Here is a 17,340-nt window from a genome sequence, read left to right on the forward strand (position 1 = left end):
CAGTTTCAGGCGTTTGTCGCCGACGACGGTCCAGGCGTTGCCGAGGCGGATCCGGCGAAACTGCTCGACGGCCGGCGACGCCAGGTCGACCTGGCGGTCCTGCGCGGTGAGTTTCGGTGCGTACGTCGCCTCCCCCTCCTGTGGGGTCGGTTCGACCAGGCGACCCTCGACGAACGCGTCGGGCAACCAGTCGACGAGCAGACGCGACCCCGTGTCGCTCAGTTCGCCCCACAACTCCATCAGCGTCTTGTCTCCGATCGGGGTCGACTCACGTGCGAACACCCCGCCGGTGTCGAGGCCCTCCTCGATGGCCATGACGCAGACCCCGGTCTCGGCATCTCCTGCGAGGATCGCCCGCTCGACCGGGGCAGCCCCGCGCCATCTCGGCAGCAGCGAAAAGTGCAGGTTCACGAACGGGAGATGTGCGAGCAGGTGCGGGCGCAGAATCGCTCCATAGGCGACCACGACGCCGAGTTGTGCGTCGCTGTCGAGCACCGCATCGGGGTCGTGTTCCACCCGCAGACCCAACTCGAGTGCGGCCGCCTTCACCGGATTCGGCGAGGTCTGCTTGCCGCGGCCTCGGCGGGTGTCGGCGCCGGTCACGACCAGGTCGACCTCGTGGCCCGCGGCGACGAGTGCGCGCAGCGGCGGCACCGCGATGGCTGGGGTTCCGAGGTAGACGAGTTTCATGGCGCTCCGGCGTTACGAGAACAGCCCGAAGCGCTTCTTGGCCGGCGCTTCAGAGGCCAAACCGACCCCCTGCCGGCCCAGATCGGAACGATCGGCCGCCTGCATCTGCAGTTCACGCACCGCCTTTTTGGCCGCCGTGCGTTGGTCCTCGTCGAGGTGATCGATCATCAGCACCCCGTCGAGGTGGTCGAGTTCGTGTTGGATCAGGCGCGCCCAGAACTCGTCGGCCTCGAAGGTGATCTCGTTGCCGTCGAGGTCGAGTGCGCTCACCTCGATCTGCTTGGGGCGGACGATCTCGAAGTACTGCCCGGGGATCGACAGGCACCCCTCGGAGTAGGTCCACTCGCCGTCCGATTCGGTGATTCGAGGGTTGATGAGCACACCCGGTTCGTCGTCGTCGCCGATGTCGTAGACGAAGATGCGCTGCCCGACGCCGACCTGTGGGGCCGCAAGGCCGACGCCGGTGTCGGTGGTGTAGAGCACCTCGAACATGTCCTCGACGAGTTGCACGAGGGCCCCGTCGATGTCGGTGACGTCCGGGGTGGCTTCGCGCAGCACCGGATCGCCGATGATTCGGATTCGGTACGGGGTTGCACTTCGGGCCATGGCTCAAGTCTAGGGCACCACCCGGAGCCGCCATCTGCGAGGTCCACAGCTGAGGCTTGCGTCGCTGCGGCCCAGGTGCCGCTACGTTGGCCGGGTGACCAGCGGGGATTCCGAACAGCACCATTATTTCGACCCCTCGCCGACGGTTCCGTCGCAGCCCCGCGAGGTGCGCCTCGATCTCGTCGATCTGTCCCTTCGGCTCGCCACCGATCGGGGGGTGTTCTCGGCCTATCGCGTCGACCCCGGAACCCGCGTGCTGCTGAGCGAGGCCCCGTCGCCGCCGCCGACGTCGACCAACCTCGCCGACCTCGGCTGCGGTTACGGGCCGATCGCGTTGACCCTCGCCACCCGCGCCCCACAGGCGACGGTGTGGGCGATCGACGTCAACGAACGGGCCCGTGAACTCTGCGCCGCGAATGCCGCCGAGGCCGGTCTCGACAACGTGCGGGTGGTCGCCCCCGACGAGGTCGGCGCCGACGTGCGCTTCGACGCCATCTACTCCAACCCGCCGATCCGGATCGGCAAGGCGGCGTTGCACGAGTTGTTGGCCCGATGGTTGAGCCGCCTCGACGAACACGGCCGGGCATGGCTGGTGGTGCAAAAGCACCTCGGCGCCGACTCGCTCGCCCGCTGGATGACCGATCAGGGTTGGCCCACGAGTCGAATTGCGTCGCGCCAGGCGTACCGGGTGTTGGAAGTGAGTGCGCGGCCGGGCGCAGCAGATATGGGCGCAGCAGATATGGGCGCAGCAGATATGGGCGCAGCAGGTGAGGAGCCGACCCGATGACGGCCAACATGACCTCGACCGAACTCAAGCGATTGCACCGCGAGTGGCGCCGGCGCACCCCGGGGCGTTTGGCTGTGGCGCTCGACGGGGTGCAGGGGCCGTTCAACGTGGGCGGCATCGTTCGTTCCGCTGCGGCGTACCGGGCCGAGCACCTGTGGCTCACCGACACCGCGACGGGCCTCGAGAACACGAAGACCCACAAGACCGCCCTGGGGACCGATAGGTACCTGACCATCGAACGACTCGCCGATGCCGCCACCATCGTCGACGCTGCGCATTCGGCCGGCTACCGGGTGATCGGGGTCGAGCTCACGACCGACGCCCGGCCCCTTCATGAACTCGATCTCGCCGGCGACGTGTGTCTCATGGTCGGCCACGAGGACCGTGGGCTGTCGAAGGCCGCGCTGGCCGCCTGCGACGCGTTCGGGTTCCTTCCCCAGCTCGGCAAGGTCGGATCGCTCAACGTGACCACCGCGGCGTCGATCGCGATCTATGAGTGGGCCCGTCAGCAGTGGACCGAATCGTGAGCCACTCACGGCGATCCGTCGGGCCGCGAGCCGCCGGGGGTTATCCCTGGGTCTCCTCCGCACCGAAACCGTCCGCCTGAACCCGGGCGAAGGGCCGCATGAGCGCGGTCTGAGTTGCGAAGCCGACGAGTTCGCCGTTCTGTGACCACAGCTCGGCGGTGCCGGTCGTGAACCCGTTGGCGGCACGCACCACGACGGTGTGCTGGCAGATCCACTCGGTGATGGCCGGAGCGAACCACTGCAACGAGAGTTGCAGCGTCACCACGAAATAGCGCCCGCCGCCGCTCGCCCGCGACACCGCGGGTCCGAGGATGTCGCCCGGAACGCCGAGGGTCGATGGGCGCCAGGCGCCGGAGTCGTCGATGGTCGGCTCCGACATTCTGAACCAGGTGATGGTGCGACCCTCGTTCGCGTGGGTGGACTCGAGGTCGGTGACGACGCGGAACTCGGCCTGGCGGTGAAACGGCACCTCGACGTACTGCTCGTACATCTCCTCCCGGGACGCGGCGTTCTCCGGGCGACCGGCGTCGGCCGGCATGGTGCGGTCGATCACGTCGACTGCGGCGGGGTCGTGGACGCCCAGGACCAGGTCCATCACCACCGCCTCAGCCCCAGGGGTCGCAGGATCCTCGGCATTCCACAGGCTGGCGCGCACCTGGGCGCCGCGGCGGCCGCTGCGCAGGACGTCGATCTGCACCGCGGCGGGCCCTTCCAACACCGGCTCGATGTAGGTCGCCTGCGCGCTGACCGGCGACAGGTCCGCGCGGCCGATGTGGGCGATGGCGGCCTCGACGAGGGTGGCGAAGGTGACTCCGCCGAAGATGTACAGCACCTTCCACGAGGCGTCGAAGTCGATTCGGTAGCGGCCCTCGACGCCCTCGACCGGGGTCATCTGAAGGTCATCGAGCAGGGAACGAACGGTGGTCACGGCCGTCAACCGTACGCGCCCGGCCTGTTCTCCGATAACCAGTGGTCGTGATCACGACCACTGGTTATCGGAGAACATGACAGGCATGCCCGACACGAACAGCCTCAGCCACATCGACCTCACCGACCTGTCGGTGTTCGAACGAGGGGCACCGCATGAGATCTATCGAACCCTTCGAGACACGGCGCCACTGTATTGGCACGAGCCGACCGAACACACCCCCGATGGCGAGGGATTCTGGTGTCTGACCCGACACGAGGATGTCGACTGGGCGGCGAAGCGGGCAGATCTGTTCAGCTCGGCGTGCGGCGGTTGTCGAGACGGCGGGGGGACGCTGATCGAAGACCTCCCCGACGGGTTCGGCCCGGGCGTGTTGTTCAACATGCAAGACGACCCGCGCCACCAACAGATCCGGCGACTCGTCACGCCGTCGCTGACCCCGAAGCGGCTGCGCGAGATCGAATCCGACCTGGCGCGACGCTGCGATCGAATCCTCGATGAAGCCATCGCCACATCCGATACGGACGGGGCGGTCGACTTTCTCGGGCAGGTCGCCGCAGAGCTTCCGCTGCAGGCGATCGCGTCGCTGCTCGGTGTGCCGCAGGCCGATCGCCATCAGTTCATGGAATGGTTCGACACGATGCTCGACCACGGAGACGGCCGCGAACTCGGCGATCGCAGCGACGCGAGCCAGGCCGCCGGCGCCGCGATGTTCGCCTACGGCACCGAGTTGCTCGCCGAGAAGCGCCGCCACCCCGGCGACGACATCATGTCGATCGTTGCGAACACGGCCGGGTCGGATCCGGAGCTGTCCGAGCTGGAGCAGCAGATGTTCTTCAACCTGTTGCTGGCGGCCGGCAGCGAGACCACCCGCAACACGATTACCGCAGGGATGCTGGCGTTGATCGATCGTCCCGAGCAGTGGCGGGCGCTACAGGCCGATCGGTCCCGGCTCCCCGTGGCGGTGGAGGAGATGCTGCGCTGGGCGTCGTCGACGATCTACAACCGACGCACTGCCACCGAGGACATCGAACGTCACGGACTCACCATCCGACGGGGCGACAAGGTCGTGTTGTGGTGGCAGTCGGCGAATTTCGACGAGCGGGTGTTTCGCGACCCTCAGGTGTTCGACCCCGACCGAACCCCCAACCCGCACCTGGCCTTCGGGGCGGGAACGCACTTTTGCCTGGGGGCCAACCTCGCCCGGCTGGAGATTCGCCTCGTGTTCGGCGGGCTCCTCGATCGTGTCGACAAGGTCCTCGCTGCGGGCGATCCTGTGCGCACCCGATCGAACAAGCACGCCGGATTCCGCTCGGCCCCCGTGCGCCTCTCCTGACCGTGCCCCTCCCGCCCGGCCTGTTCTCCAGCGCGCCCCGCCTGTTCTCCGATAACCAGTGGTCGTGATCACGACCACTGGTTATCGGAGAACAGGCCTGCGGGAGGCCGGGTGGGTCAGTGCTGGTCGGTCAGTGCGGGAGGGTCAGTGCGGGAGGCGCATCGGGTCGACCTGCAGGCGGAGCCGGCCGGCCGGCCGGCGTGTCGCCGCCAGCGCGTCGAGAACCGCCGAGCGATCGCGGCCCCGCACGATCCACTGATCCGGCGCCGGCTGGTCGATGGTCACCCCCGCACCTCCACCCGCACCCGCACCCGCACCCGCACCCACACCCGCACCGTCGCCGCCGATCTCACGGTCCAGAACCGCGCGCAGCGACTCGATGTAGGCCGCACCACCCGATCCCCCGACGGCGACCAGTGTCACGAACGGCGGCAGCCCGAGCATCTGGCGACGGGTCCGCTCAAGGTCGCTCACCACGGTCGGGTCGCCGAGCAAGGCCGCTCGCAGCACCGGATGATCGGGCTGGCGGGTCTGCACGAGCACCCGACCCCGGTGCCCGCCCACCAGCCGCGAGGCCTTCGCCAACAGCGCCAGCGCCTGCTCATTGGCGCGATATCGAGGTGCGCTCAACTCCTGGTCGAACTCCAAGAAGGCCACCACGTCGGCCGTCGTCAGCCGTTGCAGCGCGGCCGTGGTCCCCACCAGCACCCGCCGCGGCGTCGTGCCCGCCGGGCGCCGACCGGACTCCCCGGTGATCTCCTCGACCGGCTCCTGCACCAGCGATTCAAGCTGCTCTCGAGCCTTGCTGACCCCCATTCGAAGGGTCTTGAGGACCGTGGTGCCGCACTCTCCGCACACCACGGGGCGTTGCGTCGCACAACGTGAACACCGAAGCGTCGGTCGGCCGGCCTCGTCGACCTCGTGCACCGCTCCATCGCAGGCCTCACAGGTCGCCAGCGTGCCGCAGCGTTTACAGGCCAGCAGCTGCGCCCGGCCGGTCCGGTTGAGCACGCACACCACCCGGGCATCCGAACGCAACACCCGCGCCAGGTCCTCGGAAAAGAGGCCCGTTCGCGGATCGTCGTCGCGCCGGTCGATGACGCTGAGGCGACCCCAGCCGTTACGTTCACGCGCCCGGTCGATCGTCACCAGGCCCGTGCCGATCTCCCCGCCCGTGTCGATCTCCCCGCCCGCGCCAAACGCCCCGACCGCGACGAGGGCCTCGAGACTCGGCGTGGGCGACACCAGCACCACCGGAACCCCGGCCCGCCGTCCCCGCTCGATCGCCACGTCGCGGGCATTCCACGTCGGCGAACCCTCGCTCTGCAGCGTCTCGTCGTGTTCGTCGATGACCACGATCGCCCCGAGTCCACCCACCGGCGCGAACACTGCGTTGCGCGTTCCGATCACGGAGCACCCCGCAGCGCCACGGGCCCACCCGTCGGGGTGCAGCACCACCGGCACCTCCGATCGGCGCAGGCCGTCCGCCAGGCGCGCCGCGGTCGCATTGGTGGGACACACCACCAACACGTTGCCCCGAAGCGCGGCGGCGCGCAGCACCTCCATCGGAGACACCGCCGGGGGCAGGCGCATCAGCGACACCGACGCGGCCAGGGCCGAGGAAACCCGTGCTCCGACCCCGTCGGCCAGCGACGCCGGAGCCGAACGCGCCGCCGCCGGCAGCGTGGCCACCATCGACGGAGGCGAGGCGGCGCGAAGGAAGGTCTGCACCCGCCCCGCCCAACGCCAACTCGCCCACCCGGCCAGGTCGATGACTTCGGCCGGCGGGCCGAGGGAGGAGATCTTCGTCGCCTCGCGCAGCTCGACCCCCTCGGGTGGGGTGCAGTCGACCTCGACGACCCATGCCGCGACCTGACGCCCGTGGAACGGCACGCGCAGCATCATGCCGACCTGCAACGAGCCGAAACGCTCGATCAGTCGGTTCGGGACGAGATAGTCGAAGGTTCGCTCGACCGCGGCGACGTCGCACACGACGCGCACCACGCGTCCGTCACGATCGTCCGCCCGCTCCGGGACGGATTCAAAGCCGAACGATGGGGCCGAATCCAAGCGCCCGGACAACGGCGAACGGGTCGACTGCTGAGTGGACGACGGTGAACCGGCCGACCGCGGGCTCAGAGGCCAAGCGCCGAACGCAGATCGTCGGCGCGGTCGGTGCGCTCCCAGGTGAACTCGTCGTCGGTGCGTCCGAAGTGCCCGTATGCCGCGGTCTTCTGATAGCGCGGCTTGCGCAGGTCGAGATCGCGGGCGATGGCCGCCGGCCGAAGGTCGAACATCTCGGTCACGGTCTGGGTCAACTTGGCCGGGTCGACCTGGTGGGTGCCGAAGGTTTCGACAAGCACCGACACCGGGTGTGCCATGCCAATGGCATATGCGACCTGGACCTCGCAACGGTCCGCAGCGCCGGAGGCCACCACGTTCTTGGCCACCCATCGAGCCGCATACGCCGCCGAACGGTCGACCTTGGACGGGTCTTTACCCGAGAACGCACCGCCACCGTGGCGCGCCATGCCGCCGTAGGTGTCGACGATGATCTTGCGGCCGGTCAGGCCGCAGTCGCCCACCGGGCCTCCGATGACGAACTTGCCGGTCGGGTTGATGTAGATGTCGTAGTCGTCGTCCGCGAACCGCTCGGGGATGACCGGGCGGATGACCTGTTCGATCAGGTCGGGGCGGATTTCGGTATCGCGGTCGATGCCGTCGTTGTGCTGGGTCGAGATCAGCACGGTCTTGAGGCGCACCGGCTGGTTGTTCTCGTCGTAGTCGAAGGTGACCTGGGTCTTGCCATCGGGGCGCAGGTACGGAACCGCGCCCGACTTGCGGACCTCGGCGAGGCGTTCGGAAAGACGATGTGCGACGTGAATCGGCAGGGGCATCAACACATCGGTTTCGCGGGTGGCGTATCCGAACATCATTCCCTGATCGCCCGCACCCTGCTGGTCGAGTTCGTCCTCGGTGAGCTCGCCCGAGCGGGCCTCCTCGGATGCGTCGACACCCTGGGCGATGTCGGGAGACTGCTCGTCGAGGGCGACCATGACGCCGCAGGTGTTGCCGTCGTAGCCGAACGACTCGCGGTCGTAGCCGATGCCGGTGATCGTGCGGCGGGCGATGCCGGCTATATCGACATACGCGGAGGTGGAGATCTCACCGGCAACGATGCACAGCCCGGTGGTGACGAGGGTTTCACATGCGACCCGAGCGGTCGGATCGGCGGCGAGGATGGCGTCGAGGATGGCGTCCGATACCTGGTCGGCGATCTTGTCGGGATGACCTTCGGTCACGGATTCCGACGTAAACGTCCAGTTGGTCATGGTGATGGTGCCTCGTGTACTCGGGGGAAATGGTTGTGAGAAAGGGAATCGGTAGGTGGTGATCGAAACGTCCGCGCCGGGCAGATCGGCTGGATCGGCGGGTCGGTTCGGCTCATCCGATGTGAGTCGTGTCTAGCCGCGGATCAGTCCAAACGGCCACTGTCGGAGGCCGAACGTTCCAGAAGTACCTCGTCGAGGACGGCGTTGGCCACCGCCGACTTGGAGGTGAGAGCGATATCGACCTGGCGGCCGGTCGCAGAAAAGATCGACACCGAATTCGTCTCGTGTTCGAACCCGACCCCGGGGGCCGACACATCGTTCGCGACGATCAGGTCGGCGCCTTTGCGTTCGAGCTTGCCGCGGGCATTGGCCTCGAGGTCGAAGGTCTCGGCCGCGAATCCGACGATGGTCTGACCCGGTGCCTTGGCCGCTCCGAGGGCGGCCAGAATGTCGACGGTGGGACGCAATTCGATGAGCGGTACGCCGTCGGACTTTTTGATCTTGTGCTCCGACACGCTGACCGGGGTGAAATCGGCGACGGCAGCGGCCATGATGACGACGTCGCTGTCGCGTGAACGCGACATGATCGCGTCGTGCAGTTCGGCGGCGCTCGCCACCGCCACGCGTTCGATTCCGGCGCTGACCGGCAACTCGGTGGTGGTGACCAGGGTGACCGCCGCCCCGCGGGCAGCCGCCGCCTCGGCGAGGGCGTGGCCCTGGCGCCCGGAACTGCGATTGCTCAGGTATCGCACGGGATCGATCGGTTCACGGGTTCCTCCGGCGCTCACGAGCACCGACAACCCTTCGAGGTCGCGTTCGGTGAACTGCGCCTCGATCGCGGCGACGATGACCTCGGGCGCCGCGAGGCGACCCGCTCCGACATCCCCGCCGGCGAGGCGACCCTCCTCGGGGTCGACCACGATCACCCCGCGCCGCCGCAGGGTGGCGAGGTTGTCTTGCACCGATGGGTGCTCCCACATCTCGGTGTGCATCGCCGGGCACACGATCACCGGTGCCCGGGTGGCGATCAGCGTTGCGGTGAGCAGGTCGTCGGAGTAGCCGTTTGCGTAGGCCGACAGCGCACGGGCCGTGGCCGGCACGACGACGATCGCATCGGCGCCCTGGCCGAGCCGGGTGTGGGGAATGACGCTGTCCTCGTCCCACAACGAGGTCTGCACCTTCTCCGAACCGAGTGCGGACAGCGTGGTCTCACCGATGAAGTGGCGCGCCCCCTCGGTCATGATTGGAGACACGTGGGCTCCGGCATCGACGAGACGTCGGATGACCTCGACCGCCTTATATGCGGCGATACCACCGGTGACTCCGACGACGATGCGCTTGTTCTCCAGCATCGGTGTGGTCGGGTTCGTGCTGTTCGATAGCCCCGACGATCAGTCGTCGGCGCCGGCGTCGGCTGCCTCGGCGTCGGCTGCCTCGGCGTCGAGCGCGGCCGCATCGGCGGCGGCCTGGGCCTCAGCGGCCTCGATCTCGGAACGCTTCACGCCGACGATCGCGCCGGCGGCGATCTCTTCGAAAGCGATCGACAAGGACTTCGAAGCGGTCGAGGTCACCTGCGGCGGAACGATGTGGCCGAGCCCCTCGCCGAGGGTGGTGTAGTAGGTGTTGATCTGACGGGCACGCTGCGCGGCGAGCGCGACGAGTGAGAACTTCGAACCTGCGGCCTCGAGGAGATCCTCGACCCGAGGCTCCATCATGGTGTCGAAATGGGCGGACATGCGTTTCTCCAAGCGGGCAGACGGCAGGGCGACGGAGTGGCGCGCCGACGCGCGCACCGAGGGGTCATGCTAGCAGCCCGGCCTACCGACCCTGCTGTTCACCCTTGGAACGGTGATCTTCGACCACCTCGATGAGCTGTTGCACGGTGTCGTCGACCTCGTGGTTGACGACGTGAACCATGCCGAGCTTCGCGGCCTCGGCGGATTCGGTTTCGGCGTGGGCGATGCGCCGTTCGACGTGTTCGGCGGTGTCACCGCGGCCGATGAGACGGCGACGCTGTTCCTGCCGCGAGGGCGCATCGAGCCAGATCAACAGCGCGTCGGGGTAGCGCTCGAGGATTCGGCGCGCCCCTTGCACGTCGATTTCGAACAACACGTCGTGGCCGTCGGGTGGTGTGGGAATCGGCGAACCCTGCCGGTAATCGAGAAAGTCGACCCATTCGAGGAAACCGTCTCGATCGATGTGGGCCTGGAACTCCTCGGGGGTGGCGAACACGTACGCGTCGTGAGCCTCGCCCGGTCGCACCGCCCGCGTCGTCCACGAACGATTGACGTACAGCCGCGGATTGCGTCGAAGCCACTCGTTGACGACCGTCCCCTTGCCGACCCCGCCGGGGCCGGACACCACGATGATCATTGCGCTTCCTCCTCGTTCCCTGGCACCGCCTCGTTCGCTTCCACCGCCTGGGTCAGCGCTCGCCACTGCGCATCGCTCAACGCGCCGAGCGCAACATCTTCTTCGAGCCCCGCCGCGGCGATGGCTCGACGCGACCGCACCTTGCCGCCCACGGCGTCCATCGCCTCCAGGCACGGCAGCAGCCGAAGGGTCTGCACCGCCCAGCCGTCGCGCTCGGCCGCCAGACGCTCCAGGTCGGCGATGGCGAATCCGCTGAGCGCGACGTCGCACAACACGGCGTCGCGCTCGGCGCGGATCGATGACGCGGTGGCAGCCGACCCGGCCGCACTCCGCGACCCAGCCGACCCGGCCGAAACCGTGTCGGCGCCGCCGGCGATCCGGTCGTTCATACCGAGATCGAGGCGGCGATCTGCGCCGCAGCTTCCAACGGGTCCTCCGCCTGGGTCACCGCGCGTCCGATGACGAGCAGATCCGCACCGTTCGCGATCGCGTCCTGCGGGGTGGCGGCGCGGGCCTGGTCGTGCACCGGCGCGCCGGCGGGACGGATTCCCGGCACCACCCGCCGCAGGCGCGGCGCCAATTCGCGGGCGGTCTGCAGGTCGGTTGCGGCGAGGATGAGGCCGCCGCATCCGCCCTCGAGGGCCAACCGCACGCGGTTGGGAACGATGTGGGGCGGGGCCGAATCGTCGGAGGTCAACACGGTCACCGCGAGCGCCACGGGGGCATCGAGACCGGCGTTTTCCGCGCCGCTGTAGAGCCCCTCGACCCCGGCTTTCAACATGTCGAGCCCGCCGGTCGCGTGAAGGGTGAGGTAGTCGACCCCGAGCGCCCCCAGCACGCGGCTCGCCCGGTTCACCGTGGTGGGGATGTCGTAGAGCTTGAGGTCCAAGAAGACCCGATAGCCGAGGTCGCGCAGGTCTGCGATCACGTCGGGGCCGGCGGCGCTGAACAGCTCCAGGCCGACCTTGGCGACGCCGAACCACGGCCGCATCGACGTTGCGAGACGGCGGGCCTCGACCAGATCGTCGGTGTCGATCACCAGGCAGAGTTTGCGTCGAACCTCGTCGGGGGTTTCGGTGGTCCGGTCAGTCATGTGCGCCTCCGCTGAGCTCTCGTACTTCGGAAATCGAATGTCTTGCACACCAGTCCTCGATGCCGCGCAACACGTTGCCCGGGGTTCGGGGATCAGCGAACGTCGCCGTGCCGACCTGGCACGCCTGGGCGCCGGCGAGCAGAAACTCGACGGCATCGACCTCGGTCGCGATACCGCCGACCCCCACGATCGGAAGGTCGGGGTGAGCGACCCGGCAATCGTAGACAGCCCGCACCGCAACCGGATGGATGGCGGGCCCGCTCACTCCCCCGCCCGCCGCACCGCTGCCGAGGCGGGGGCGTCGGGTTTCGACGTCGATCGACATGCCGAGCAGGGTGTTGACCAGCGTGACCGACTCCGCTCCGGCCCCGGCCACCGCTCCGGCGACTTCGACGAGGCGGTCGGTGTTCGGGCTGAGCTTCGCCCACAGCGGCCGGCCTGCCACCGCGCACCGCTCGATGACCGTGGCCGACAGCACCGGGTCGTGTGCGAACAGGTGCTTGCCGCCCTCGAGGTTCGGACAGCTCAGGTTGACCTCGACCGCGATCACTTCCTCGGGGGCCTCCGCCAACATCGCTGCGGCCCTGGCGTAGTCCTCCACGCTGCGGCCCCAGATCGACACCACGATGCGTTCGACCCCCGAGCGGCGAAGTGCCGGAAGGCCTTCGGCGAGCCACGCCTCGATGCCGGGGCCCTGCAGCCCGACGCTGTTGATCATGCCCAAGGGGCTCTGGTGGACCCGCGGGCCCGGATTGCCCGCCCAGGGCTGCGCGCTCAGCGACTTCACGACGAACGCGCCGAGGCTCGACAGGTCGAGATAGGCGCTCAGCTCGGTCGAGTGCCCCGCCGTGCCCGACGCGACCATGATCGGGTTGGGCAGCCGAAGCGACCCGACGTCGACCGACAGGTCGACGCTCAAGATCCCGACTCCGGGTGAGCCTGGTCGGAGGTGACGGCTCCGGCGTGGTACTCCTGCAAGCTGCGAACGACCAGCGGCATCGACACCGTGTCGGCGATTCCCTCTGCGGCGGCGAGCGCGGCGGCGGCGGTGGTGAACAGCGGCACCCCGTTGCGTCCCGCAGCCGAACGGATGTAAGCGCCGTCGGCCCGCGGGCCGCGGCCCCGTGGAGAGTTGATGACGAGTTGGACGTTGCCCTCGTCGATGAGTTCGACCGCCGTGCGACCGGCACCGGCGTCCGCGTCGGCATCGGTCGCGAACCCGCTCCCACCGGCGGTAGCGCCCCCACTGGCGGCAGCGCCTTCGCTGAGCTTGGAGACCACCTCGGTCACGCTCACCCCGCCGTTGGTGAGGTGCTCGGCGGTGCCGGCGGTGGCCACGATGGAGAAGCCGAGGTTGGCGAATTTCTCCGCGGCGCGCAGCCCGGCGCCCTTGTCGCGGTCGGCGAGGGACATGAAGATCGTCCCTTCGGTCGGCAGGCGGTCGCCCGCAGCGAGCTGGCTCTTGGCGAAGGCCAGACCGAAGGTCGAGTCGATGCCCATGACCTCTCCGGTCGAGCGCATTTCGGGTCCCAGCACCGCGTCGGCGTCGGGGAAACGGCTGAACGGCAACACGGCCTCCTTCACCGAGATGTGTTTGCCCTCCACCGGTGGGGTGAGCAACCCTTCGGTGCGCAACTCGGCCAGTGTCGAGCCGGTCATGACCCGGCTGGCGACTTTGACCAGCGGCACACCGGTCGCCTTCGCCACGAACGGAACGGTGCGGCTGGCGCGGGGGTTCGCCTCGATGACGAACACCTGGGCGGCATCGGGTGATCCACCCGAACGCTTCACCGCGAATTGGACGTTGATGAGGCCCACGACCTCGAGGCTGGTGGCGAGTTGGCGCACGTAGTCCTCGATCACCGCGATGGTGCCGGCGCCGAGGGTGACCGGCGGGGTCACACAGGCCGAGTCGCCCGAGTGCACCCCGGCCTCCTCGACGTGTTCCATCACCCCGCCGATGACGACCTCGCCGGTGGTGTCGCGGATGGCGTCGACGTCGACCTCGGTGGCGTCCTCGAGGAACCGGTCGACAAGCACGGGGCGCTCCGCCGACAGGCCGCCTTCGCGACCGAGGCCGGCGAGGCCCGACAGCGTCTCCATCGCGGCCGCGAGGCTGTCGTTGTCATAGACGATCTCCATGGCCCGTCCGCCGAGCACATAGCTGGGCCGAACGAGGGCCGGGAATCCGATGCGGTCGGTGATGGCGAGTGCGCCCGCGAGGTCCGTCGCGGTGCCGCCGGCCGGCTGGGGAATCTCGAGTTGTGCGCACAGGGCGTTCCAGCGGTCGCGGTCCTCGGCGAGGTCGATCGAGTCGGGACTCGTGCCGAGGATCAGTTCGCGGGGCAGCGAGTTGGCCAGCTTGAGCGGGGTCTGACCACCGAGGCTCACGATGACCCCGACCACCTCGCCGGCGGCCTGTTCGGCCTCGATGATGTTCATGACGTCCTCGTGGGTGAGCGGCTCGAAGTACAGCCGATCGGAGGTGTCGTAGTCGGTCGACACGGTCTCGGGGTTGCAGTTGATCATCACGGTCTCGTATCCCGCGGCGCGCAACGAAAAGCTGGCGTGGACACAGCCGTAGTCGAACTCGATGCCCTGACCGATCCGGTTCGGCCCGGAGCCCAAGATGATCACCTTCGGACGAGACGACGGCCGGACCTCGTTTTCGTCCTCCCACGCCGAGTAGTGATATGGGGTCTCGGCGGCGAACTCGGCGGCGCAGGTGTCGACGGTCTTGAACGTCGGCAACACCCCGGCGGCCTTGCGGGCCGCGCGCACGTCCTCCTCGGTGACCGCGGCCTCGGTAACCGCGGCCTCGACATCGGCGGTCGCGGCGGCAGCGGCGGTGGAGAACAGATACGCGAGCTGTGCGTCGCTGAACCCGAGTTGTTTGGCGCGGCGCCATTCGCGGGCGCTCAAGTCGGCGGGGCGCCGTCCCTGGGCCGCCGCGGCCTCGAGCGCGTGGCGTTCCTCGACGATGAGCGACATCTGATCGAGAAACCAGGGGTCGATCTTGCACGCCTCGTGGATCGATTCGATGCTCAGCCTACGTTCGAGGGCGGCGCCGACGACGAAGAGACGATCCGGGGTGGCGCGGTCGGTGAGCGCGAGAAGCTCGGCGTCGCTCAGGTCGTCCCAGACCCGCTCGCCGGGGTCGCAGTTCAGCCCGAGGCGGCCGTTTTCGAGGCTGCGCAGCGCCTTTTGCAGCGATTCGGGGAAGGTGCGCCCGATCGCCATCGCCTCGCCGACCGACTGCATCTGAGTGCCGAGCACTCCCGAGGTGCCGGGGAACTTCTCGAAGGCCCAGCGTGGCACCTTGGTCACGACGTAGTCGATCGCCGGCTCGAAACACGCCGGGGTCTTGGTGGTGATGTCGTTGGTGATCTCATCCAGGGTGTAGCCGACGGCGAGGCGCGCTGCGATCTTGGCGATCGGGAACCCGGTGGCTTTCGAGGCCAACGCGGAGCTGCGGCTCACCCGAGGGTTCATCTCGATGACGACCATGTCGCCGTTGGCGGGGTCGACCGCGAACTGCACGTTCGAACCGCCGGTCTCCACCCCGACGCGGCGCAGGCAGGCGATGGCGGCGTCGCGCATCTCCTGGTACTCGCGATCGGTGAGGGTCATCGCCGGGGCGACGGTGATCGAGTCGCCGGTGTGCACGCCCATCGGGTCGACGTTTTCGATGGAACACACGATCACGACGTTGTCGTTGTTGTCGCGCATCACCTCGAGTTCGTATTCCTTCCACCCGGCGATGGAACGCTCGATCAGGATTTCGGTGATCGGGCTGGCGTCGAGGCCGTAGGAGGCGATGCGGTCGAACTCCTCCGGGGTCGTGGCGATTCCGGTGCCCTTGCCGCCGAGGATGTACGCGGGGCGAATCACTACCGGAAGACCGATGCGTTCGACGACCTCGCGAGCCTCCGGCATCGAGCGGGCGGTGTCCGAAGGCGGGACCTTCAGACCGATCTCGATCATCGCCTCCTTGAAGGCCTCGCGGTTCTCTGCGGTCTCGATGGTCTGCGCGTTCGCGCCGATCATCTCGGGGGTGCCCTCGACGCCGATGACCCCGCGGGCGTGCAGTTCCATCGCCAGGTTCAGCGCTGTCTGTCCGCCGAGGGTGGGCAAGACCGCGTCCGGTTGCTCTTTGTCGATGATGCGGGTGAGCACGTCGGCGTCGAGGGGTTCGATGTAGGTGGCATCAGCGAAATCGGGGTCGGTCATGATCGTCGCGGGATTCGAGTTCGCGAGGATCACCCGGTATCCCTCTTCGCGAAGCACGCGACACGCCTGGGTCCCCGAGTAGTCGAACTCACACGCCTGGCCGATCACGATCGGCCCGGAACCGATGATCAAGATCGACTGAAGGTCGTCACGACGGGGCATCTCATCTCCTGGCAGGCAAAAAGAAGGCCCCCGGAGGGGCCTGGGACTACTTCGAATGGGACGAACCCCGCAACGGGGGCTGAAGGGCATGGCAGAGCGGGGGGTTGAAGCTGTAGGCCACGTTCGTCACCGAACGGGCAGCGTATCACGGCTGCGTTGGGCCCCTCGGCCGCGCTCGCCGCGCGCCGCCCGTTCGGCCGGTTCGGGGCGTTTGGCGTCGCGGCGGGTCTGGCGTCCGAGCTCGCGGGCGGCCGCGAGCGCGTCGTCGGCGCGTATCGTGAACTCGAGGCGGGCTTCCTCGAGGTCGGCGCGCCCGGTGCAGGCCGCCGTCGCCGCCGCGACCCGGGTCATCGCCTTGTCCATGTGGTACTCGTACATGCCGATGTCGAAGGCACCCTCGCTGATGAGCGCGGTGTTCATCGCTTTCGCATTGGGCTTCTTGATGTCGCGGACGATGCGCAACCAGCTGAGGACCTTCAGCACGTAGAAGGTCACGTCGAACTCCCACCACTTGAAGCCCTGGCGACACGAGCTCTGCAGGTGATGGTGGTTGTTGTGCCAGCCCTCGCCGAGGGTGACGAACGCGATGAATGCGTTGTTGCGGCTCGAATCGGCGGTTGCGTAGCGACGCGTGCCGACCAGGTGGGCCATCGAGTTCACCAGGAACGTGCAGTGCCACACCAGCACCGTCGACAGGAAGAACCCGATCAGCAGCCCGCTCCAGCCGCCGATGAGGAAGGTGACGATGGCGAGCGACCACGGGCCGATCCAGTCGAACCGGTTGAGGAACCGCAGTTCGGGGTATTTCGCGAAGTCGGCGATCGCCTCGTACGGGGTCGGCTTCGAGCGGTCCGACACGATCCAGCCGATGTGGCTGAACACGACGCCCTTGATCGGGCTGTGGGCGTCTTGGACGGTGTCGGTGTAGCGGTGGTGGAGCCGGTGATGGCCCGCCCACCACAGCGGCCCCTTCTGCGAGGCGGTCGTGCCGCCGAAGGCCAAGATGAACTGCATCACCCGGTTGGTCTTGTAGGTGCGGTGGCTGAAGTACCGGTGGTACCCGCCGGTGATGAAGAACATCCGAACCCAGTAGGTCACCAACAACAGCTTCCAGTCCGCCCACCCGACGCCGGTGAAGATGGCGAGCAGCGGCACGAAATGGGCGAGCATGAACACGAACGAGGCCAACGGCTTCGGTCGCTCACCGGGAAGCCGGTTCGGGTGCGGAATCATTGACACAAACTACTGTAACGATTCCGTCATCCACCTAATCGGT

16 protein-coding genes are annotated in these 17,340 nt (G+C 68.1%); 3 read left to right on the plus strand and 13 right to left on the minus strand.

The genetic code is table 11. The annotated features are described in order from the left end of the window. The coding region (locus tag M9952_15965) for a methionyl-tRNA formyltransferase (protein ID MCO5314419.1) at positions 1-690 on the minus strand (690 nt) is incomplete at its 3' end. 12 nt (positions 691-702) lie between these two features. Then, the gene (gene def / locus M9952_15970) at positions 703-1,296 is read right to left on the minus strand and encodes a peptide deformylase (protein ID MCO5314420.1); all 594 of its coding nucleotides are present in this window, start codon (positions 1,294-1,296) and stop codon (positions 703-705) included. A gap of 94 nt (positions 1,297-1,390) precedes the next feature. Here def and M9952_15975 point away from each other — a divergent pair, with 94 nt between their 5' ends. Then, the gene (locus M9952_15975) at positions 1,391-2,083 is read left to right on the plus strand and encodes a class I SAM-dependent methyltransferase (protein MCO5314421.1); all 693 of its coding nucleotides are present in this window, start codon (positions 1,391-1,393) and stop codon (positions 2,081-2,083) included. Beyond that, positions 2,080-2,610 carry a hypothetical protein gene (locus M9952_15980; GenBank protein ID MCO5314422.1) on the plus strand — a complete coding sequence of 177 codons (531 nt, stop codon included), beginning with the start codon at positions 2,080-2,082 and terminating at the stop codon, positions 2,608-2,610. The genes M9952_15975 and M9952_15980 overlap by 4 nt, the downstream gene beginning before the upstream one ends. 40 nt (positions 2,611-2,650) lie before the next feature. On the opposite strand, the gene M9952_15985 is transcribed toward M9952_15980, so the two are convergent. Further along, a complete protein-coding gene (locus tag M9952_15985) occupies positions 2,651-3,538 on the minus strand; it encodes a thioesterase family protein (protein ID MCO5314423.1) in 888 nt (295 codons plus the stop codon). An 85-nt stretch (positions 3,539-3,623) separates the two neighbouring features. Between M9952_15985 and M9952_15990 the strand changes: the two genes are divergently transcribed. Then, positions 3,624-4,874, plus strand: a complete 1,251-nt coding sequence (locus tag M9952_15990; protein ID MCO5314424.1) for a cytochrome P450 — start codon at positions 3,624-3,626, stop codon at positions 4,872-4,874. Positions 4,875-5,018: 144 nt separating this feature from the next. Here M9952_15990 and M9952_15995 read toward each other — a convergent pair whose 3' ends face one another. The 10 genes from M9952_15995 to M9952_16040 form a co-directional block, all read right to left on the minus strand. Beyond that, a complete protein-coding gene (locus tag M9952_15995; GenBank protein MCO5314425.1) occupies positions 5,019-6,866 on the minus strand; it encodes a hypothetical protein in 1,848 nt (615 codons plus the stop codon). Positions 6,867-7,009: 143 nt separating this feature from the next. Then, entirely contained in the window at positions 7,010-8,206 is a 1,197-nt protein-coding gene (metK, locus tag M9952_16000; GenBank protein MCO5314426.1) for a methionine adenosyltransferase, read from the minus strand. A gap of 143 nt (positions 8,207-8,349) precedes the next feature. Further along, on the minus strand, positions 8,350-9,558 hold the full coding sequence (gene coaBC, locus M9952_16005; protein MCO5314427.1) for a bifunctional phosphopantothenoylcysteine decarboxylase/phosphopantothenate--cysteine ligase CoaBC: 1,209 nt from the start codon (positions 9,556-9,558) through the stop codon (positions 8,350-8,352). Positions 9,559-9,597: 39 nt separating this feature from the next. Next, a complete protein-coding gene (gene rpoZ, locus M9952_16010; GenBank protein ID MCO5314428.1) occupies positions 9,598-9,942 on the minus strand; it encodes a DNA-directed RNA polymerase subunit omega in 345 nt (114 codons plus the stop codon). Between the two features lie 82 nt (positions 9,943-10,024). Then, entirely contained in the window at positions 10,025-10,579 is a 555-nt protein-coding gene (locus M9952_16015; GenBank protein ID MCO5314429.1) for a hypothetical protein, read from the minus strand. Further along, positions 10,576-10,968 (minus strand): hypothetical protein, encoded by a 393-nt coding sequence (locus M9952_16020; GenBank protein MCO5314430.1) that lies wholly within the window; start codon positions 10,966-10,968, stop codon positions 10,576-10,578. Before M9952_16020 ends, M9952_16015 begins: the two co-directional genes overlap by 4 nt. Further along, positions 10,965-11,672 (minus strand): orotidine-5'-phosphate decarboxylase, encoded by a 708-nt coding sequence (gene pyrF / locus M9952_16025; GenBank protein ID MCO5314431.1) that lies wholly within the window; start codon positions 11,670-11,672, stop codon positions 10,965-10,967. Before pyrF ends, M9952_16020 begins: the two co-directional genes overlap by 4 nt. Beyond that, a complete protein-coding gene (locus M9952_16030; protein ID MCO5314432.1) occupies positions 11,665-12,591 on the minus strand; it encodes a dihydroorotate dehydrogenase in 927 nt (308 codons plus the stop codon). The genes pyrF and M9952_16030 overlap by 8 nt, the downstream gene beginning before the upstream one ends. Continuing rightward, entirely contained in the window at positions 12,588-16,064 is a 3,477-nt protein-coding gene (carB, locus tag M9952_16035) for a carbamoyl-phosphate synthase large subunit (GenBank protein ID MCO5314433.1), read from the minus strand. Before carB ends, M9952_16030 begins: the two co-directional genes overlap by 4 nt. A 126-nt stretch (positions 16,065-16,190) precedes the next feature. After that, positions 16,191-17,297, minus strand: a complete 1,107-nt coding sequence (locus tag M9952_16040; GenBank protein MCO5314434.1) for an acyl-CoA desaturase — start codon at positions 17,295-17,297, stop codon at positions 16,191-16,193. Between the last annotated feature and the right edge of the window lie 43 nt (positions 17,298-17,340).

The organism is Microthrixaceae bacterium (genome assembly GCA_023957975.1).
Taxonomy (GTDB): Bacteria; Actinomycetota; Acidimicrobiia; order Acidimicrobiales; family Microtrichaceae; genus JAMLGM01.